The following is a 17,820-nucleotide window of genomic DNA, read 5'->3' as shown; positions in this document are numbered from 1 at the left end:
ATCACCAAGGCTGGCGATCGCATCACGAAATGGCACCGCTGGCCGCTTCGTCACTTCGTCACTTCGTCACTTCGTCACTTCGTCGCTTCGTCGCTTCGTCGCTTCGTCGCTTCACGGCCAGGCCGTGTCCGCCCCCTCGCGCGACAGCACGTTCGGCAACATGCCGAAACGGGCGCGGAAGACTTTCGCGAAGTGGGAATCGGTGTAGCCGCAGCGCCACGCCGCCTCTCCCACGCTGATGCGCCGCGCGCTCAGCAGCTCGTATGCCATCGTGAGCCGCCGCTCGCGCACGTAGCCTTGCACGCTCACGCCGAGATGTTCGCGAAAACCGGCGCACAGCTTGTTGACGTTGATGCCGACTTCCCGCGCCAGTTCCGGCAACGAAGGCGGCGCCTGCAAACGCGCGTCGAGCACGTCGCGCGCGGCCAGCACGGCGCGCCGCGTCACTCGCGCACGGTGCGACTGCGATGCGGTTGGCGCCAACGCGCCGGACGGGCGGTGCGCCGTCGCGCCCTCGCGGGCGACCGAGGCCGGCGCGTCTTGCGACACATCCGGCGCATCCAGCGCACCCGGTATGTAGGCAGCGCATCGCGCCAGCGCGTCGAACGTCTGCGCCACGAGCGCCAGACGTTGCCACGCCGGGTCGGCGCCGTCGCACTCGCCATTCGCCTGCGACGCCATTGCGCTTGCCCAACGCCATTCGTCCGCGCTCATGGCACGCGAGAGCACCGCGGTATTTTCCGACCAGTCGCCTGCCACGCGAGCGGGGGCGAGCGGCCGAGGATGGTGCGCCGCGTGACGCCAGCGACGAACCAGCGCATGCGCGTCCAGCCCGCTTGTGGCCTGCAGATACTGCGCGGACAAGCGAACCCCGCAGTAGCGCAGTGAGCGCGCTTCGCCGTAAACGTTCTCGATGTCGAAGCCGCTCGGGCCGAAGCACACGTTGACACTGCCTGGCCAGGCCGGCATCAGCGGCGTACCGGCAGCGCCCCAATGCAACGCGCCTTCGAGCAGAAATACGATCTTGATGTCGCCGGCCGCGAGCGGCTCCCTCGCCCTCTGCCCCGCCTGCGCCAACTGCACGCCGCGCGCCAGGGACAGCCCCTCGAGATCGATTTCGTGACGCCAAGGTCCCGACATGCCATGCCCCACTTGAATGTTAATGAGACACATTATCATTTGAGCACTGAATCACGCAATGGCGAGGCCGGGGCCGCCTCTCAGACAGGCTGCCCCTGCGCCACATACTCGCGCATCACCCGCAGGAAGGCTTCGCGCGCCGGATGGACGTCCACACCGCGGTGGCGCACGAAGAAGTTCGGCACGGCGGGCAGGTCCTCCATCTCGTGGCCGAGGAGATTCGCCTCCTGCCGATAGCGCAGATAAACGCCGCGCGGCACAAGCGAATAACCCGCGCCCGCTCCCACGCACGCCACGATGGTCGCGTAGCTGCCGTAGCTGAGAATGCGTCCCGGCGTGACGGCATTCGCGGCCAGCCACTGCTCGAGCGTCGCCCGGTACGGGCATCCGGGCGGCCACATGAGCAGCGTCGCCCCCGACAGATCCGAAGCGCCCTTGAGCCGGCCGGCGCGCGCCGGCGCCACGAGCATCACCGGCTCGCGATAGATCTCGTCGGCCACCACGCTCGCCTGCGCCTGCGCTTCCTGACACGCCGTGCCCGCGATCAGCGCGGCGTCCACGCGCCCATGCTGAATCTCGTCGAGCAGATTGAGCGACGTGTCGGTCACCAGGTTGAGTCTCACCTTCGGGTACGCCGCGTGAAAGCGCGCCAGTACGGCCGGCAGGCGCGACGTGGCCGACGACTCGATGGCGCCGAGCGAGAAATCGCCCGCCGGTTCGTTGGCCGGATTGAGCGCGGCACTGGCCTCGCGCGAGAGCGCCAGGATGCGCTCCGCGTAACCGAGCAGCGTTCGCCCGCTCGGCGTGAGTTGCAGGCGCCGCCCCTGCCGATGGAACAGCTTGACGCCCACCGTGTGCTCGAGCGCCCGAATGCGCGCCGTGACGTTCGACTGCACGCAATGCAGCGCCTCGGCAGCCCGCAGCACGCTGCCCTCGTCGACGATGGCCTTGAAGGTCTGAAGTTGCAGAAAGTCCATGAGGATCTCCCGGCGCCGCGGCGCGTGGAACAGGAAAGCGAGGGGCGGGCCGAGCGCGACGACGTGAGGCACCGCGCCCGACGATGTCGCGCATGGTATGCGAGTCCACGCATCACTTCAATAATAATGAACGGAATGCTCTTTACATTTCACTTTTTTAGCGAAAAGGAAAGGCATAAGCTGCGGGTTATCCCTAGGTCGCGCGAGCCCGCGAATTTTGGCCTTCGGCCTGTCGCGGTACGACGCCCCGTGCGTTTCCGTGCGTTGCGTTTCCGTGCGTTTTTCACAAAGGAAGATCCTCATGCTCCGCCCTCTGTCCGCCGCCAACCTCGACGCCTGCGCTCCGGTGATTGCCGCACCGGTGACGCCGCTCGGCCTGTTCTTTCGCGCCGTCGAGCAGTGGCGCATGCACTACGAGCAGACGCTGCAGGCCGAAGCGCTCGCCGCGTTCGACGACACCTCGCTCGCCGACATCGGTTACACCCGCGACGCGTTCGGCCTGCGCCGCGTCGCCCGCTGAGGGGCCTCCCCCCCCTCCTCATTCCCTCATCGCTCCCTCATCGCCCCCTCATCGCTCCCTCATCGCCCCTTCATCGCTCCCTTACCGCCTCCGCTTCGCCCGCTGTGCCCGAGTCCCGTCCGAAAGTCGCCGAAAGCCGCCCGAAAAGTGGGCGAGCGGGGGCTTGAACGGGAACTTAAACGGGGGCTTCGCTGCGCTATAATCGCTGTTTTCCCGAATTCGCAACCGTCATAGCTCATGGAAGCCCAACGCCTGAACGCCATCGAATCCCTGCTCGCCGACCTGCGCACCCGCGCCGGCGAGCTCAGGGGGTATCTTTGACTTCGATGCCAAGCAAGCTCGCCTGATCGTCGTCAACAAGGAACTCGAAGACCCGAACATCTGGAACGACCCGAAGCGGGCACAGGAATTCGGCAAGGAAAAGAAGGCGCTCGACAGCGTCGTCGAAACGCTGACCTCGCTCGATAGCGACATCAGCGACACGCAGGACCTGTTCGAACTGGCGCGCGAAGAAGGCGACGAAGACACCCTGCTCGCCACCGAAGCGGACGCACAGGCGCTGGAAAAGCGTGTCGGCGAGATGGAATTCCGCCGCATGTTCAACAACCCGGCCGACCCCAACAACTGCTTCATCGACATCCAGGCCGGCGCCGGCGGCACGGAAGCGTGCGACTGGGCGTCGATGCTGCTGCGCCAGTACCTGCGTTACTGCGAGCGCAAGGGCTTCAAGACCGAAGTGCTCGAAGTCTCCGACGGCGACGTGGCCGGCATCAAGAGCGCCTCGATCAAGGTCACGGGCGACTACGCCTACGGCTTCCTGCGCACCGAAACCGGCGTGCACCGCCTCGTGCGCAAGTCGCCGTTCGACTCGTCGGGCGGCCGCCACACGTCGTTCGCGAGCGTGTTCGTGTATCCGGAAGTCGACGACTCCATCGATATCGAAGTCAACCCCGCCGACGTGCGTACCGATACGTACCGCGCATCGGGCGCCGGCGGTCAGCACATCAACAAGACCGACTCGGCCGTGCGTCTCACGCACATCCCGACGGGCATCGTCGTGCAGTGCCAGAACGACCGTTCGCAGCACCGCAACCGCGCCGAGGCATGGGCCATGCTCAAGTCGCGCCTGTACGAGCATGAGCTGCGCAAGCGCCAGGCCGAACAGGACAAGCTCGAGTCGAGCAAGACCGATGTGGGCTGGGGCCACCAGATCCGTTCATACGTGCTCGACAACTCTCGTATCAAGGACCTGCGCACCAACGTGGAAATTGGCAATACGGGCAGCGTGCTCGACGGCGATCTCGACGAGTTCATCTTCGCGAGTCTCAAGCAGGGAGTGTAAGGAATGGCGTTTGTCCGCACGCTAGCCGTGTGGGTGGTGAGCGCGCTGTGCATGCAGCGCGCCGCCGTTGCCGCCCCGGCGAGTACGCCGGGCGCACCGGGCGCGAGTCCCGAGACGGGACCGTACCTGCATGAGCTGCTCAAGCGCCCGGACTTCTCGGGCGCTTATGCGCGCATCGTCGCGCCGCGCGCGGTGCCTTCGTGGGTGCGTCAGGGCGGCACGTCGACGCCTTCGCAACGCGTGAGCGTCGCCGGCAAGCCCTGGCTTCTGGTGCAGAGCTGCAAGCCGCACGACTGCCCCAGCGAGTATGTCCACATTTTGTATGAGCCGCGCTCGCAGGCGATCGCGGCGATGTTCGTGAGAGACCCGAGTGCGACGGCCAACGCCGGACCGCATCAGGATCGCACCGAACTGATCTGGCTGGGCGCGCCCGACGGCTCGCTCAAGAATGCCCTGCTGCACACGCTGCGTTTTACCGAATAACCTCATCGCTCGCATCATGACCGATCACAACACTCCGGCCGCATCGGCCACCCCGGCTGCTTCCGCCAATGCGGCCGGCGACCTGCCGCAGGACGACAACAAGCTCATCGCCGAGCGTCGCGAAAAACTGCAGGCGCTGCGCGCCGGCGGCGTGGCGTTCCCGAACGACTTCCGTCCCGAGCACCACGCGGGCGATCTGCAGGCGCGCTACAAGGACGTGGACAACGAGGCGCTCGAAGCCGAGCCCATCCCCGTGTCGGTGGCCGGTCGCATGATGCTCAAGCGCGTGATGGGCAAGGCGGCATTCGCGACCGTGCAGGACGGCAGCGGCCAGATCCAGTTCTTCATCGGCCGCGACGACGTCGGCGCCGATTCGATGACCACCTTCAAGGGCTGGGACATCGGCGACATCATCGCCGCGACCGGTACGCTGTTCCGCACCCGCACCGGCGAACTCTCGGTCAAGGTCAAGGAATTGCGCCTGCTGGCCAAGTCGCTGCGCCCGCTGCCGGACAAATTCCACGGCCTGGCCGACCAGGAAACGAAGTACCGCCAGCGTTACGTGGACCTGATCACGTCGCCGGAGACGCGCAACACCTTCCGCGCGCGCGCCAAGGCGATCGCCTCGATCCGCAAGTACATGACGGACGCCGACTTCATGGAAGTCGAAACGCCGATGCTGCACCCGATCCCGGGCGGTGCGGCCGCCAAGCCGTTCATTACGCACCACAACGCGCTCGACATGCAGATGTATCTGCGTATCGCGCCCGAGCTGTACCTCAAGCGCCTGATCGTGGGCGGCTTCGAGCGCGTGTTCGAGATCAACCGCAACTTCCGCAATGAGGGCGTCTCGCCGCGCCACAATCCGGAATTCACGATGATGGAGTTCTACGCGGCTTACACGGATTACCGTTGGCTGATGGACTTCACCGAAGCGCTGATCCGCCGCGCCGCCGTCGACGCGCGCGGCACCGCCACCATCGAATACCAGGGCCGCGAGCTCGATCTGTCCAAGCCGTTCCACCGCCTGACGATCGTCGAGGCGATCCGCAAGTACGCCCCCGAGTACACCGACGCCCAACTCGCCGATATCGAGTACGTGCGCGGTGCCTTGGGCAAGTACGGCGTGAAGGTCGATGCGCCGCAGTTCAAGAACGCGGGCCTGGGGGCGCTGCAACTGGCGCTGTTCGAAGAAACGGCCGAGAGCCAGCTCTGGGAGCCGACCTTCATTGTCGACTACCCGGTGGAAGTCTCGCCGCTCGCCCGTGCGTCGGACACCGTGCCGGGGATCACCGAACGCTTCGAACTGTTCATTACCGGTCGCGAGATCGCCAACGGCTTCTCCGAGCTGAACGATCCCGAAGACCAGGCAGCGCGCTTTCGCGCTCAGGTGGAGCAAAAGGACGCCGGCGACGAAGAAGCCATGTATTACGACGCCGATTACATTCGCGCGCTCGAGTACGGCATGCCCCCGACGGGCGGCTGCGGTATCGGCATCGATCGCCTGATCATGCTGCTCACCGACAGCCCGAACATTCGCGACGTGCTGCTCTTCCCGCATCTGCGCCGCGAAGACTGATCGGTCACGCGCTGGGACGCGTGCACGGAACATGCCGCAGCCCGCAGGGGCCGCGGCATTTTTTTTGGGCGCCGCCGGCATAGCGCGGGCGCACAGACTCTCCGAAACCGGCCGCCGGAGCGCGCCCGTCAGAAAGCCGGCGTGCCGCGGTAAGCGGACGGCCAGTCGCCATCGAGCCGTAACCACGCGCGTGAAATCGGCACAATCGCGCCGCCCGAGCCTGCTTCGATCAACTGGCGCAACGCCAGTGACGCCAGTGTCTTCGCGTCCGTCGGGAAAGCGACCAGAAACGTGCGGTTGACGGCAACCGCCGCAAACTCCTTCACGCCAAAATGCTCGACCATCGAACGATAGAGGTTGCCGAGCACCAGTGCGCCGGCGGGCGCGAGCCAGTTGCCGCGCGAGCCGCCGATCATCGTACCGTCGTCTAGCCGCGCGATGCCGAACTCGAAGTGGCGCGCCGTCCACGCACGCGCGAGATTCGATGCGGCATGTTCGAACGCCGCCTCGAACGTGAGGCCCGCGCCCGCAAGGTCCGGCCCCCGCAGACGCCGCAGTCCGTGTGCACTATCGAGCACCAGTGTAACGAAGACGTCGTCGGAGAACGGCTCGCTGACGTCGGCCGCCGGGTCGTGCGCGTCAATCCACGCGCGCTCGACGACGTAGGGATAGAGATGCGCGTGAGCCGCGGCATCGAGCGGCATATCGAGGGGCGGGAGCGTGTCGAGCATGGCGGGACGTTCACAGACGATGAGCGTCATTATGCGCGTCCGGCGCCTGCCACGCGCGCCAAAGCGTGCGCGCCATCAACATCGGCAGCACGACAGCGCCCCACTGCCCCATCGGCGGCCACAGTACGGCGAGGTAGGCCTGCATCGGCAACAGCCATGCCGCGGCAACCAGCCAACGATCGACGCGCTGCCAGGCGCCGCCCCCCGGTTCGCGACGCCCGCCGACCTCGGGCCTGGCGTCGTGCGCATCGCTTGCGCCGACCGCCTCGCAGGACAAACACAGCAGCGGCACAATGAGCCAGACCAGTTCGTAGTACAGCAGGTAGGGCTGCGCCAGCAGCGTCGCAATCATGGCCGACGCCACGCGCCACCGCAGCGGCGCGCGTCGCCTTCACAGCCACGCCGCGCCGATCACCGAGGGCGCCGCGATCGCCGCATGCCACCCATACGCGAGCGGCAATCCTGCGCCATGCAGACGCGCCAGCGCGAACACGGTCGGCATTGCATGCCAGATGCCGCCGGCCCCCTGCTGCACCCCCTGCGCGTTGAACTGCGATACCGCCGTCAGGAACGCTTGCCAGAGCGTCCAGCCGGACCATAGCAACGTGAGGCCGAACACGATGGCTGCCGTGATGGCCGCCCACGTCAGCGCGCGCCAATGCCTGCCGCAAAGCCACCACAACGGCAGCAACACCGCGAACTGCGGTTTGATAATGAGCAATCCGCCGCATACACCGGCAAGCGTGGCGCGGCGGCTCGCATACGTGATCGCCATCGTCGTCAACCACAGCGTGAGGACCGAATTCTGTCCCGCGAGCAGCGTCACCCAAAGCCCGGGAAATGCGCCGACGACGAGCCATGGCCAACCGGCCAGACGCCGCCAGTAGCGTACCGCCGCGACGAGTAGCGCGATGCTGAGGGCAACGTACAACGCGTAGACGAGCGGATACGGCAATCGCGAGATCGGCGCAATGAGCCATTGAAACGGTGGCGGATACAACCACCGCCCCGCTTCCGGATAGGCGGGGAAGAACCGAAGCTGCGTGGGAATCAGCACCGTTGGGTCGAAAGCGGCGAGCGCGCCGAATTGCTCCGTGATCCAGGAGACCGTCCAGAACACGCGCAAATCATGACCCAGCGGCGGCATGCCCTCACCGCCGCGCCCATCCGCCGCCAGCCAGCTCACCGCCCATGCGCCCAGCGCGAGCCACTGGACCAGCAGCAAGACGAGCGCCCCGCACTGAACGCCGCGCGATGCGGGCGTTAGCCGCATTTCGCGGGGTCTCGCCTGTCGATTCACTCTCGCCTGCTCCGCGACTTGTTTCATTTGTTAAGGCACTGGGCCGGACGTGACTTCCGCGCGGCCGTTCGATATCAGGAAAATCGTTGATTTTCAAAGCGTTACACGACGCCCACCCGCAACTTTCGTGGTATTGCCGGCGACGAACATCTTACATCGCGTTACAAAAAGAAACGGTCGCGGCGCGTGCCGTCGCCGACACTTCTCACATGCGAAGCCGCCCGTGCCTGCCAGCACGCAGAAGGGGGTTCGCGACAACCGCACGATGGAGAAAACAATATGGATAACGATCTGCAACCGCGCCGCATGCATCCGCTGATCGCTGCCGCCGCCGGCAGCATCGTGGTCGTCAGTCTGCTCGGGGTCGCCGCCATCACGGGCGTCCTGCCCACGGCGAAGAGCACTGACGGCCCCGCCCCCAGCGCGAGTGGCTCGCAGTACGCACTGACGTCGCCACAATCTACGCCATCGGAATGGCAATCCTCGCCGCAATCCGGCCAGCAGCCGCAGGTTGCGCAGCCGACTCAGTCTTCGCAGGTTCCGCACGAGGCTCGACAACCGGCGCCGGCGCAACGCGCTCCGCAACCGTCGTATGCGCAGGCGCCTGCAACGCCCGCCCGACAGCAGGCTGCGGCCTGCTCAACCTGCGGCACGGTGCAATCGATAGAGCCGATCCGTACACAGGGGCAGGCCACCGGCCTCGGCGCGGTGGGCGGCGCAGTCGCCGGCGGTCTGCTCGGCAATCAGTTTGGCGCCGGCAACGGCCGCACGGCGATGACGGTGGTCGGCGCGCTCGGCGGCGGCCTGGCTGGCAACGAAGTCGAGAAGCGCGTTCGCTCGGAGACGTCGTATCGCGTCTATGTGCGCATGGACAACGGCAAGACGCGCTACTGGACGTATCAATCCGCACCAGGCGTGCAGCCGGGTGACCGCGTCCGCCTCGAGAACGGTGCGCTGGTGCGTGCCGGATGACCGGACATTCCGTCGGCCATGACGGGCATCGCAGAAACTGGGCATCGCAGAAAGGACAAAGGCCGCTCATCGGAGCGGCCTTTGTCATGGCGGAGACGGTTGGGCGCCTCAAATACGTTAAATGCGTAGCCGCACCCCGAGCGGCGCGCACTTGCCAGGCGCCGTCAACGTACTTTCATGTCCGCCGGATACGCGTTTAACGCCTTCTTCTCAACGCGCTTCGTCAATCCACGCCATCTGAATGGCTTCGAGCACTTTCTCGCCGGCACGGTCGGCCGCATCGTCGAAGCCGTCGAGCGCCATCACCCACCGGTGCAGGTCGGTAAAACGCACGTATTGCGGGTCAACGTCGGGATGCGCGTCGGTCAACGCGATCGCGATGTCCTGAATGTCGGTCCATTTCATGGGGCAGGCTCCTTGTTGTTCCTCTCTTGTCACCCGAGCGCGACACGCCGCGCTCAGTGATTTTCCTTGGCGTGGTTGATCGTGTACTTCGGAATCTCCACGACGAGATCCGAGTCGGCCGGCATCTTGGTCTGGCAGGACAGGCGCGACGTCGGCTCCAGCCCCCAGGCCTTGTCGAGCAGGTCCTCCTCCTCGTCCTCGGCCGGCTCCAGCGACTCGAAGCCTTCGCGCACGATCACGTGACACGTGGTGCAGGCGCACGATTTCTCGCACGCATGTTCGATCTCGATGTCGTTGGCCAGCAAGGCGTCGCACACGGTGGTCCCCGGCGCGACCTCGAGCACCGCGCCCTCCGGGCACAGTTCGACGTGAGGCAATACAACGATTTGTGGCATGGCTTGGATTTCCGTGTGTGTCTTACAGTTTGTCGATGTCCGCCACGCGCCGGCCCGCCAGCGCCGCGCGGATGCTCTTGTCCATGCGGCGCGCGGCGAAGGCGTCGGTCGCATGCGAGAGCGTTTCGGTCGCGGCCTTGATCGCCGCCTGATCGTCTCCGGCCGCCTTCTCGCGCAGATCGGCCAGCAGCGCGTCGATGCGGGCGCGCTCCTCGGCGTCGAGCAGTTCGGCGTCGGTCTGCAGCGCGCTGTCGATCGCCACCAGCAGGCGCTCGGCTTCGACCTGCTGCTCACGCAGTGCGCGTGCGCGCATGTCCTTCTCTGCAGCGCCGAAGCTGTCCTGCAGCATGCGCGAGATGTCGTCGTCGGCCAGGCCGTAGGACGGCTTGACCTCGATCGACGCTGCGACGCCTGAATGCATTTCCTGCGCCGAGACCGCGAGCAGCCCGTCGGCATCGACCTGATAGGTCACGCGAATGCGCGCCGCGCCGGCGGCCATGGGCGGAATGCCGCGCAACTCGAAGCGCGCGAGCGAACGGCAGTCCGACGCCAGTTCGCGCTCACCTTGCAGCACGTGAATGGCCATGGCCGTCTGGCCGTCCTTGAACGTGGTGAATTCCTGGGCGCGCGCCACCGGAATCGTCGCGTTGCGCGGAATGATCTTCTCGACCAGACCGCCCATGGTCTCGACGCCGAGCGAGAGCGGGATGACGTCGAGCAGCAGCCAGTCGTCGCCTTCGGGCTGATTGCCGGCCAGCAGGTTCGCCTGCACGGCGGCGCCAAGCGCCACGACCTGATCCGGATCGAGATCGATCAGCGGCTCGCGGCCGAAGAAGTTCGCCACCGCGGCGCGTACCTGGGGCATGCGCGTGGCGCCTCCCACGAGCACCACGCCCTTGACGTCCTCCGGGCCCATGCCCGCATCGCGCAACGCCTTGCGCATCGGGCCGATCGTGCGCTGCACGAGCGGTGCGCCAAGCGCCGTGAATTGCTCGCGCGTGAGCTGTAGCGCCACGGCGCGATCACCGGACAGCGTAAGGCTGATGCCTGCCTGCTCGGCGTCGGTCAACGTTTCCTTGGCCGTGCGCGCATGATCGAGCAGCGTGCGAACGTCCTCCGGCGTGAGCGAGGCGGGATCGAGACCGGCTTCGGCCACGGCCCAACGGTAGATCACCTGATCGAAGTCGTCGCCGCCGAGCGCCGAATCGCCGCCCGCGGCGAGCACTTCGAAAACCCCCTTCGTCAGACGCAGGATCGAGATATCGAACGTGCCGCCGCCCAGGTCGTAGACGGCGTAGAGGCCTTCGGCCGCATTGTCGAGGCCGTAGGCGATTGCCGCGGCCGTCGGTTCATTGAGCAGACGCAGCACGTTCAGGCCGGCCAGGCGCGCGGCGTCCTTGGTGGCCTGGCGCTGCGCGTCGTCGAAATAGGCCGGCACCGTGATCACGGCGCCGACGAGCTCGTCGCCCAGCGTGTCCTCGGCGCGCTGGCGCAGCGTGGCAAGAATCTCGGCGGACACTTCCACCGGGCTCTTCACGCCGCCGGCGGTGTTCATCTGCACCATGCCGGGCGCATCGACGAAGTCGTAGGGCGCGTTGTCGGCATCGGCCACATCGGCCAGCCCCCGGCCCATGAAGCGTTTGACCGAGACGATGGTATTGCGCGGATCGAGGGCGGCCGACGCCTTGGCGTCGTAGCCGATCTGCGTGCGGGGGCCGCCCAGGTAGCGAACGACGGACGGCAACAGCACGCGGCCCTGCTCGTCGGGAAGGACTTCGGCCACACCGCTGCGCACGGCGGCCACGAGCGAGTGCGTGGTGCCCAGGTCGATGCCCACGGCGAGTCGCCGCTGGTGCGGCGCGGGGGACATGCCGGGTTCGGAAATTTGCAGAAGGGCCATGACTTTGCAATGCGGGCGACGCGCTCGCGCGTGCGCCCTGTTCTCAAGCGGTTCTCAATGACATGTGACGGCGCCGCACCGGGCCGTCACGCGTTTTCCAGCATTTCGATGCGGTGTCCGACGTCCTCTTCGGCACGCGCAATGAACATCAGTTGCCGCACGGCTTCGGCCGCCGGCTGCCACGCGGCGCTGTCGAGCCATTCGGCGAGCTTGGCGAGCCGCACACGGCGGTCCTCGCGCAACGAGCGGGCCAGGGCGTCGAGCGCGTCGACGTTGCGCGCGGCCACGGCGTCGTCGATCGCCTCGCGCCATTCCATCTGCTGCATCAGAAAATCGGGGGCCATCGCGGTATTGTTCTCCGCGCCCACGTCGATGCCCTGCAGCGAGAGCAGATAGGTCGCGCGCTGCAACGGATCGCGCAGCGTGCGATACGCGGCGTTCGCCTGCGCGGCCCACTGCATGGCCACGCGCCGCTCGGCGTCGCTCGCGCTTGCAAAGCGATCCGGGTGCACACGCGACTGCACGGCGCGATACGCGGCGTCGAGCGCGTCCATGTCGAGCGCGAAGCGCTGCGGCAGCTCGAACAGCGTGAAATAGTTGTCAGTCAATGCACTCATCGCGCACTCATCATTCCGTCAGGGACGCCGGCGCGAACGGTGTTCACACCCGCGCACCCGTAAAAAAAGCGGCTCGCGCCGCCTTGTTGCCGCCGCTACCGCTGCGCCGTCATCGAGGATCGGGCGCCTCGCCGCGCTCGCACTTGCGGCATGGCAGCGTGGCGCCGAGCATCGCTTCGCGGCCCGCCGCGCTTTGCGTCCACGTCCGGATCTGCCATGGCGGCAGATGCCGGACATGTTGCCCGTGCCCGCAGGCCAGTCGAGCCACCCAATGGCCCTCCTCGTCCTGCCGAAAGCCGACGATCTCGCGCGCCGGCGCCGACTCAGACGCGGAACGACTCGCCGCAGCCGCATTCATCCTTGACGTTCGGATTGTTGAAGCGGAATCCTTCGTTCAGGCCTTCGCGAGCGAAGTCGAGCTCGGTGCCGTCGATGTAAGGCAAGCTCTTCGGGTCGACGATCACCTTCACGCCGTGGCTCTCGAAAACCGTGTCTTCGCCCGCCACTTCATCGGCGTATTCCAGCTTGTAGGCCAGGCCCGAGCAGCCGGTCGTCTTCACGCCCAGCCGCAGGCCCACGCCCTTGCCGCGCCGCGTGAGATAACGCGATACGTGCTGCGCGGCCTTCTCGGTCAATGTAATGGCCATCTTTGCCTGATTCCTTTATCCGTCGCGCCGCTCAGGCGGCCTCGGGGGTTGCCGCCGCCGCGCCGTGCTTCTGCTTGTAATCGGCCACGGCCGCCTTGATGGCGTCCTCGGCCAGGATCGAGCAGTGAATCTTCACCGGCGGCAGCGCCAGTTCCTGGGCGATCTGCGTGTTCTTGATCTCGAGCGCCTGATCCAGCGTCTTGCCCTTGACCCACTCGGTCACCAGCGACGACGAAGCGATCGCCGAACCGCAGCCGTAGGTCTTGAACACGGCGTCTTCGATCACGCCGGCCTCGTTCACGCGGATCTGCAGCTTCATCACGTCGCCGCAGGCCGGCGCGCCGACCATCCCCGTGCCGACGCTCTCGTCGCCCTTTTCGAACGAACCGACGTTACGCGGGTTTTCGTAGTGATCCAGAACTTCCTTGCTGTACGACATGGCTAACTCCTTGAATGCTCAGTGTGCGGCCCACTGGATCGAATTGAGATCGACCCCGTCCTTGTACATTTCCCACAGCGGCGACAGGTCGCGCAGCTTGCCGATCTTGCTCTTGAGCAGGTCGACCACGTAATCGATTTCCGCCTCGGTCGTAAAACGCCCCACGGTGAAGCGGATCGAGCTGTGCGCCAGTTCGTCGTTGCGGCCGAGGGCGCGCAGAACGTAAGAAGGCTCGAGCGAGGCCGACGTACACGCCGAACCCGACGACACCGCCACATCCTTGATCGCCATGATGAGCGACTCGCCTTCGACGAAGTTGAAACTGATGTTCAGGTTGTGCGCGACGCGACGCTCCATGTCGCCGTTCACGTACACCTCTTCCATTTCGCTCAGACCGCGCAACAGACGGTCGCGCAGTCCGCGAACCCGCTCGTTTTCCGCAGCCATTTCCTCACGCGCGAGCCGGAACGCTTCGCCCATGCCCACGATCTGGTGAGTGGCCAGCGTGCCCGAGCGCATGCCGCGCTCGTGACCGCCGCCGTGGATCTGGGCCTCGATACGCACGCGCGGCTTGCGACGCACGTACAGCGCGCCGATACCCTTCGGGCCGTAGGTCTTGTGCGCCGAGAACGACATCAGATCGACCTTCAGCGTTGCCAGATCGATCGGCATCTTGCCCGTGGCCTGCGCGGCGTCGACGTGGAAGATGATGCCTTTCTCGCGGCAGATCTCGCCGATCGTGGCGATGTCCTGGATCACGCCGATTTCGTTGTTCACGGCCATGACCGAGACAAGGATCGTGTCCGGGCGCAGAGCGGCCTTGAACACTTCGAGATCGAGCAGACCGTCTTCCTTGACGTCCAGATACGTGACTTCGAAGCCTTCGCGCTCGAGCTCGCGCATGGTGTCGAGCACGGCCTTGTGCTCGGTCTTCACCGTAACGAGGTGCTTGCCCTTGCCATCGTAGAAGTGGGCAGCGCCCTTGAGGGCGAGGTTGTTCGATTCGGTGGCGCCCGACGTCCAGACGATCTCGCGCGGATCGGCGTTCACCAGCTTGGCGACTTCCTCACGCGCCTCTTCCACCGCCTGCTCGGCAGCCCAGCCAAACGAGTGGCTGCGCGAGGCAGGGTTGCCGAACTGCTCGCGCAGGTACGGCAGCATCTTGTCCACCACGCGCGGGTCGATCGGCGTGGTGGCGCTGTAATCCATGTAGATGGGAAGATTGAGGGTGTCGTTTTTCATGGGGTGCTCCAGGATCGTGCCGTGGCGCCTGTTATGAACGGGCCATATCGAAGACCGAATTGGGAATGCGCGCCGCAACGGTCTGAGGGTTGGTACCGGACTCGCGCGTGTCGCGCAGGACAGCCTGCTGGGCCTGCTTGCTGCGCTGCTGCTCGACGAGGTCGCGCAGCGAAACGGAATCGAGATACTCCACCATCTTCTGGTTGAGCGTCGCCCACAGCTCGTGCGTCATGCAGTGGCCGCGATGGCCGTCCTGGCCCTTCTCGCAATTGCCCTTGCTGCCGCATTGGGTGGCATCGAGCGGCTCGTCGACCGCAATGATGATGTCCGCGACCGTCACCTCTTCCGCGCGGCGCGCAAGGCTGTACCCGCCGCCCGGACCGCGGACGCTTTCCACGATTTCGTGGCGACGCAGCTTGCCGAACAACTGTTCCAGATAGGAGAGGGAGATTCGCTGACGCTGACTAATGCCCGCAAGCGTCACGGGACCCGCGTCCTGGCGCATGGCCAGGTCGATCATCGCCGTGACGGCGAAACGGCCTTTCGTGGTAAGTCTCATGATGATGCAGGGGATTAATCTCGACTATTTTCGTCAAGTATAAATTCCCTACGAATTTAGTCAAGTACTTCTGGCCCATTTTTTGCAAAAGTTCCCGCGCCCGTTTGGGAGAACTCTTATTTTTCGGGACGCGGATCCGTCCGCGGGGAGCGCGGAGGAAACAACAGCACCAGGGGATTGCGCAGCACGGCGCGCCAGATGGCGCGGTGGATTTGCCGGCGGTCGCCCAGACGCAGTGGACGCGAACGGAGCGCCATGTGAAATGCTAACGCAAAACTGACCCCGACGTTGAGCAGGGCCATTGCCCCCACGCCCACCACGGCCAGCCACAGCGCGGAGTCGCGCAGCACCGGCGGGCCGAGCACGCCGACGGACGTGGCGATGGCCCCCGTCGAGAGCGTGACGTGGCGCACCTCGAACGGCAGCGCGAACGCCGTCAGCACGGCGGGCACGAGCCCCAGCATGAAGCCGAGCGTCAGGTTGCCGAGCACCGGCGCGACGTGACGGCGACATGCGTCGGCCAGCCGGGCGGCGCCGTTGCGGCCGAGGACGAACCGCACGCGCCGGTTGTAGGCCAGCACGTCGCCAATGCCGTGCAGCGCGAACCAGTTGTCGGCCCAGCCCGAGATCAGGCTGGAACACCAGAGGAGTACGCCAGTCAGTGCCGCGAAGAACGGCGTCACGCCAAGAATCGAGAACGACGCGAGCGTCGCGTGCGCCTTTTCCGGGGCAATCGTGTTCATGCCGAGCGCGGCCGACACGGCCCATTGCACCAGCAGACAGAACGGGAACACCATTGCCAGGTTGCCGAAGATAGCGGCGGCCTGCGTGCGCACGAGGGCGATCACCTCGCCCACGAAGGCGTCCATGCCGGCGGGCGTATCGACGTCGTCGAGCTTGCTGGCGATGGCCGGCGCGGTCATGGCCGGCTGCTTGGTCGCGAGCGTGAAGTGGCAAAAATGCATGAACAGGAAGCACGCGGCGTAGTTGGCGCCCGCAAGGAAGCCTTCGACGATCGTCGGCAGATGCGCGCTTGTGATCAGGAACTTCACATAGACGGTCACGACGGTCACCAGGCCCCCGCCGCAGGCCATCTTGAGCATGGCGAAATACTCGCTGCGATTGCGCGCGATGTAGTGCTCGCCCGTCTCGGCGCTGCGCTCGACGACCTTGCGCGCGAGCAGCCCGAACGAGGTACGCGCCAGCTCGCCCACGCTCTGGCTCGCCCGGTTGGCGCGAACGAGGTCGGCGAGCAGGCGCACGCGCGCTGCGGCCCGATCGCCGGGCTCGCCGGATGTGAGCCACGCCTCGAGCAAGCGCTCGAGACGGCGGATGCGCGCCTTGGCGCGCTCCACTTGAAACACGATGTCGACGCTCACGCCGTTCTCGTCGAGATGGGCGTACACCTGGCGCACCGCGCGAGCGCAGTCATCGAGCAGCGCGCGAAATACGTTGATTTGCTGCACGAAGCGCTGCGAGGCCGGCGCGCCGTGCACGAATTCCTCGCCGGCGTCCTCCAGTGCCTGCATGGCGCGCCCCAGCCGATAGAACGGCGAGTCCGTCACGCGTGGATAAGTCAGGCGCGAGCGCACCGCCTGCGACAGCCCCGTCGACGCGATCTGGTCCACGAGGTGATGCATGGCCGCGAGCAGATCCTGTGCGAACGGGTTCCAGTCACTGTCCGTTTCCTCCGCTTCCCCTTCGTGCAGCAAGGCGATCAGGTCGGCGAGCAGTTCGGGCGGGATGGCGGCAATCCAGTCCGCGGCATCGCCGTCGGGAAACATCAGCGAGCACAGCGCAGAGAGATCGCGTCGCGTGGGCGGCGGCGGAATGAGCGCCTTTTCGATACGTTCGACGAGCGCGCCCCAGAAGCCGGGGCGCGCCGGCATGCCCGTGTCGCACAACAGCGAAATGGCGTCGCTCTCGTTGATGATGCTCCGCAGCGTGCGGGCAACCGGCAGTCGCCAGGCGGGGTTGCGCTCGAGCATCTGCAGGAGGTAGCGCAATCGCGTATGCGGACGGTAGCGTGCGGCCTGCCCTGCGCCGCGCGCCTCGTTGACCAGGGTGCCGCGCTTCTGGACCCAGTGTGCCAACTCGATCAGCCATTGATTCCTCACGGCCAGCGGCGCGGCCGGATCGGCATGCGCGAGCAGTTCGTCGAGCTGATGGCCGGCATGGCGCGAGGCGCGCCACTTACGCCAGTACGAGGTGAGCGAGTTGAGCATCTATGGGGCGATCGGAAAGGAGACGGGAAAAAACGAGAACAGGAGACGTGAAGGCAACGGACGCAGGCAGGTCGCACAGACGGCGACGCATGCGCGGGTTCAGGCAAATACGCAAGCCGCGCGCCGGGCGAATGGCTGGCCGAATGATAGCCCTATCCGTGGTCAGCGGGAAAGCGGCGTCCCAGCCGCCGCAGGGTGCGTTCGGGCGCTGGCGGGGCCTCGGTTCGAGCGCCGCGGTTCGCGGCCTGCGACCACGCCGCATCGACGCGGCGCGTCATGTGCCGGGTAATGACGAGGGAATGACGAGGGAATGACGAGGGAATGACGAGGGAAATCGACGACGGTAA

At 66.1% G+C, this 17,820-nt stretch carries 20 protein-coding genes; 5 read left to right on the top strand and 15 right to left on the bottom strand.

Going from position 1 to position 17,820, the window contains the following annotated elements; translation table 11 throughout:
- Positions 1 to 111: 111 nt before the first annotated feature.
- Entirely contained in the window at positions 112 to 1,140 is a 1,029-nt protein-coding gene (locus PNO31109_RS07690) for a helix-turn-helix transcriptional regulator (RefSeq protein ID WP_174966321.1), read from the bottom strand.
- Between the two features lie 80 nt (positions 1,141 to 1,220).
- Entirely contained in the window at positions 1,221 to 2,117 is an 897-nt protein-coding gene (locus tag PNO31109_RS07685) for a LysR family transcriptional regulator (RefSeq protein ID WP_150555012.1), read from the bottom strand.
- A 301-nt stretch (positions 2,118 to 2,418) separates the two neighbouring features.
- Between PNO31109_RS07685 and PNO31109_RS07680 the strand changes: the two genes are divergently transcribed.
- From PNO31109_RS07680 to lysS, 4 genes are all read left to right on the top strand, one after another.
- Positions 2,419 to 2,637, top strand: a complete 219-nt coding sequence (locus tag PNO31109_RS07680) for a DUF1127 domain-containing protein (protein ID WP_150555011.1) — start codon at positions 2,419 to 2,421, stop codon at positions 2,635 to 2,637.
- A 237-nt stretch (positions 2,638 to 2,874) separates the two neighbouring features.
- Positions 2,875 to 3,979 (top strand): peptide chain release factor 2 gene (gene prfB, locus PNO31109_RS07675; protein ID WP_174966320.1). Its coding sequence is split into 2 segments (ribosomal slippage): positions 2,875 to 2,946 and positions 2,948 to 3,979, totalling 1,104 coding nucleotides; the frame shifts between segments, so codons are not numbered across the junction.
- 3 nt (positions 3,980 to 3,982) lie between these two features.
- Positions 3,983 to 4,462: an Ivy family c-type lysozyme inhibitor gene (locus tag PNO31109_RS07670; RefSeq protein WP_150555009.1), complete on the top strand. Its 480-nt coding sequence runs from the start codon at positions 3,983 to 3,985 to the stop codon at positions 4,460 to 4,462.
- A gap of 16 nt (positions 4,463 to 4,478) precedes the next feature.
- The gene (gene lysS / locus PNO31109_RS07665) at positions 4,479 to 6,041 is read left to right on the top strand and encodes a lysine--tRNA ligase (RefSeq protein ID WP_150555008.1); all 1,563 of its coding nucleotides are present in this window, start codon (positions 4,479 to 4,481) and stop codon (positions 6,039 to 6,041) included.
- A 128-nt stretch (positions 6,042 to 6,169) separates the two neighbouring features.
- Here lysS and PNO31109_RS07660 read toward each other — a convergent pair whose 3' ends face one another.
- From PNO31109_RS07660 to PNO31109_RS07650, 3 genes are read right to left on the bottom strand one after another with little or no spacing between them, the layout of a single operon-like run.
- Positions 6,170 to 6,802 (bottom strand): DUF1444 domain-containing protein, encoded by a 633-nt coding sequence (locus PNO31109_RS07660; protein WP_150555007.1) that lies wholly within the window; start codon positions 6,800 to 6,802, stop codon positions 6,170 to 6,172.
- A complete protein-coding gene (locus tag PNO31109_RS07655) occupies positions 6,783 to 7,124 on the bottom strand; it encodes a hypothetical protein (protein WP_150555006.1) in 342 nt (113 codons plus the stop codon). Before PNO31109_RS07655 ends, PNO31109_RS07660 begins: the two co-directional genes overlap by 20 nt.
- A 39-nt stretch (positions 7,125 to 7,163) precedes the next feature.
- Positions 7,164 to 8,045 (bottom strand): glycosyltransferase family 87 protein, encoded by an 882-nt coding sequence (locus tag PNO31109_RS07650; protein WP_174966319.1) that lies wholly within the window; start codon positions 8,043 to 8,045, stop codon positions 7,164 to 7,166.
- A gap of 306 nt (positions 8,046 to 8,351) precedes the next feature.
- Here PNO31109_RS07650 and PNO31109_RS07645 point away from each other — a divergent pair, with 306 nt between their 5' ends.
- Positions 8,352 to 9,044, top strand: coding sequence for a glycine zipper 2TM domain-containing protein (locus PNO31109_RS07645; protein ID WP_150555004.1), 693 nt, complete (start codon positions 8,352 to 8,354; stop codon positions 9,042 to 9,044).
- 210 nt (positions 9,045 to 9,254) lie between these two features.
- Here the strand turns inward: PNO31109_RS07645 and iscX are convergent, their stop codons facing one another.
- The 10 genes from iscX to PNO31109_RS07595 form a co-directional block, all read right to left on the bottom strand.
- Positions 9,255 to 9,449: a Fe-S cluster assembly protein IscX gene (iscX, locus tag PNO31109_RS07640; RefSeq protein WP_150555003.1), complete on the bottom strand. Its 195-nt coding sequence runs from the start codon at positions 9,447 to 9,449 to the stop codon at positions 9,255 to 9,257.
- Between the two features lie 53 nt (positions 9,450 to 9,502).
- Complete coding sequence (gene fdx, locus PNO31109_RS07635) at positions 9,503 to 9,844, bottom strand: ISC system 2Fe-2S type ferredoxin (RefSeq protein ID WP_150555002.1); 342 nt, start codon at positions 9,842 to 9,844, stop codon at positions 9,503 to 9,505.
- Between the two features lie 22 nt (positions 9,845 to 9,866).
- Positions 9,867 to 11,744 carry a Fe-S protein assembly chaperone HscA gene (gene hscA / locus PNO31109_RS07630; protein ID WP_150555001.1) on the bottom strand — a complete coding sequence of 626 codons (1,878 nt, stop codon included), beginning with the start codon at positions 11,742 to 11,744 and terminating at the stop codon, positions 9,867 to 9,869.
- Between the two features lie 86 nt (positions 11,745 to 11,830).
- The gene (gene hscB, locus PNO31109_RS07625) at positions 11,831 to 12,361 is read right to left on the bottom strand and encodes a Fe-S protein assembly co-chaperone HscB (RefSeq protein ID WP_150555000.1); all 531 of its coding nucleotides are present in this window, start codon (positions 12,359 to 12,361) and stop codon (positions 11,831 to 11,833) included.
- A 109-nt stretch (positions 12,362 to 12,470) separates the two neighbouring features.
- Entirely contained in the window at positions 12,471 to 12,719 is a 249-nt protein-coding gene (locus PNO31109_RS07620; protein ID WP_150554999.1) for a DUF3565 domain-containing protein, read from the bottom strand.
- Positions 12,685 to 13,008, bottom strand: a complete 324-nt coding sequence (iscA, locus tag PNO31109_RS07615) for an iron-sulfur cluster assembly protein IscA (protein WP_023596698.1) — start codon at positions 13,006 to 13,008, stop codon at positions 12,685 to 12,687. The genes PNO31109_RS07620 and iscA overlap by 35 nt, the downstream gene beginning before the upstream one ends.
- 31 nt (positions 13,009 to 13,039) lie before the next feature.
- Positions 13,040 to 13,447: a Fe-S cluster assembly scaffold IscU gene (gene iscU, locus PNO31109_RS07610; RefSeq protein ID WP_150554998.1), complete on the bottom strand. Its 408-nt coding sequence runs from the start codon at positions 13,445 to 13,447 to the stop codon at positions 13,040 to 13,042.
- A gap of 18 nt (positions 13,448 to 13,465) precedes the next feature.
- Positions 13,466 to 14,689 carry an IscS subfamily cysteine desulfurase gene (locus PNO31109_RS07605; protein ID WP_150554997.1) on the bottom strand — a complete coding sequence of 408 codons (1,224 nt, stop codon included), beginning with the start codon at positions 14,687 to 14,689 and terminating at the stop codon, positions 13,466 to 13,468.
- Between the two features lie 31 nt (positions 14,690 to 14,720).
- Positions 14,721 to 15,248 (bottom strand): Fe-S cluster assembly transcriptional regulator IscR, encoded by a 528-nt coding sequence (gene iscR / locus PNO31109_RS07600; protein ID WP_150554996.1) that lies wholly within the window; start codon positions 15,246 to 15,248, stop codon positions 14,721 to 14,723.
- Between the two features lie 116 nt (positions 15,249 to 15,364).
- Positions 15,365 to 17,473 (bottom strand): site-specific recombinase, encoded by a 2,109-nt coding sequence (locus PNO31109_RS07595; RefSeq protein ID WP_150554995.1) that lies wholly within the window; start codon positions 17,471 to 17,473, stop codon positions 15,365 to 15,367.
- Positions 17,474 to 17,820 lie beyond the last annotated feature (347 nt).

The sequence above is a fragment of the Pandoraea nosoerga genome, assembly GCF_902459585.1.
Lineage (GTDB): Bacteria > Pseudomonadota > Gammaproteobacteria > Burkholderiales > Burkholderiaceae > Pandoraea > Pandoraea nosoerga.
The sequence above is the reverse complement of the archived record's forward strand: the minus strand, read 5'-3'. Positions and strand labels throughout refer to the sequence as shown.

Coding starts and splice junctions, on each gene's coding strand:
- iscX (WP_150555003.1), bottom strand. CDS start 9,449: ATGAAATGGACCGACATTCAGGACATCGCGATCGCGTTGACCGACGCG.
- PNO31109_RS07680 (WP_150555011.1), top strand. CDS start 2,419: ATGCTCCGCCCTCTGTCCGCCGCCAACCTCGACGCCTGCGCTCCGGTG.
- iscU (WP_150554998.1), bottom strand. CDS start 13,447: ATGTCGTACAGCAAGGAAGTTCTGGATCACTACGAAAACCCGCGTAAC.
- PNO31109_RS07660 (WP_150555007.1), bottom strand. CDS start 6,802: ATGACGCTCATCGTCTGTGAACGTCCCGCCATGCTCGACACGCTCCCG.
- iscA (WP_023596698.1), bottom strand. CDS start 13,008: ATGGCCATTACATTGACCGAGAAGGCCGCGCAGCACGTATCGCGTTAT.
- PNO31109_RS07605 (WP_150554997.1), bottom strand. CDS start 14,689: ATGAAAAACGACACCCTCAATCTTCCCATCTACATGGATTACAGCGCC.
- PNO31109_RS07650 (WP_174966319.1), bottom strand. CDS start 8,045: ATGCGGCTAACGCCCGCATCGCGCGGCGTTCAGTGCGGGGCGCTCGTC.
- hscB (WP_150555000.1), bottom strand. CDS start 12,361: ATGAGTGCATTGACTGACAACTATTTCACGCTGTTCGAGCTGCCGCAG.
- PNO31109_RS07685 (WP_150555012.1), bottom strand. CDS start 2,117: ATGGACTTTCTGCAACTTCAGACCTTCAAGGCCATCGTCGACGAGGGC.
- lysS (WP_150555008.1), top strand. CDS start 4,479: ATGACCGATCACAACACTCCGGCCGCATCGGCCACCCCGGCTGCTTCC.
- PNO31109_RS07645 (WP_150555004.1), top strand. CDS start 8,352: ATGGATAACGATCTGCAACCGCGCCGCATGCATCCGCTGATCGCTGCC.
- iscR (WP_150554996.1), bottom strand. CDS start 15,248: ATGAGACTTACCACGAAAGGCCGTTTCGCCGTCACGGCGATGATCGAC.
- PNO31109_RS07595 (WP_150554995.1), bottom strand. CDS start 17,473: ATGCTCAACTCGCTCACCTCGTACTGGCGTAAGTGGCGCGCCTCGCGC.
- PNO31109_RS07690 (WP_174966321.1), bottom strand. CDS start 1,140: ATGTCGGGACCTTGGCGTCACGAAATCGATCTCGAGGGGCTGTCCCTG.
- PNO31109_RS07655 (WP_150555006.1), bottom strand. CDS start 7,124: ATGATTGCGACGCTGCTGGCGCAGCCCTACCTGCTGTACTACGAACTG.
- PNO31109_RS07620 (WP_150554999.1), bottom strand. CDS start 12,719: ATGAATGCGGCTGCGGCGAGTCGTTCCGCGTCTGAGTCGGCGCCGGCG.
- hscA (WP_150555001.1), bottom strand. CDS start 11,744: ATGGCCCTTCTGCAAATTTCCGAACCCGGCATGTCCCCCGCGCCGCAC.
- fdx (WP_150555002.1), bottom strand. CDS start 9,844: ATGCCACAAATCGTTGTATTGCCTCACGTCGAACTGTGCCCGGAGGGC.
- PNO31109_RS07670 (WP_150555009.1), top strand. CDS start 3,983: ATGGCGTTTGTCCGCACGCTAGCCGTGTGGGTGGTGAGCGCGCTGTGC.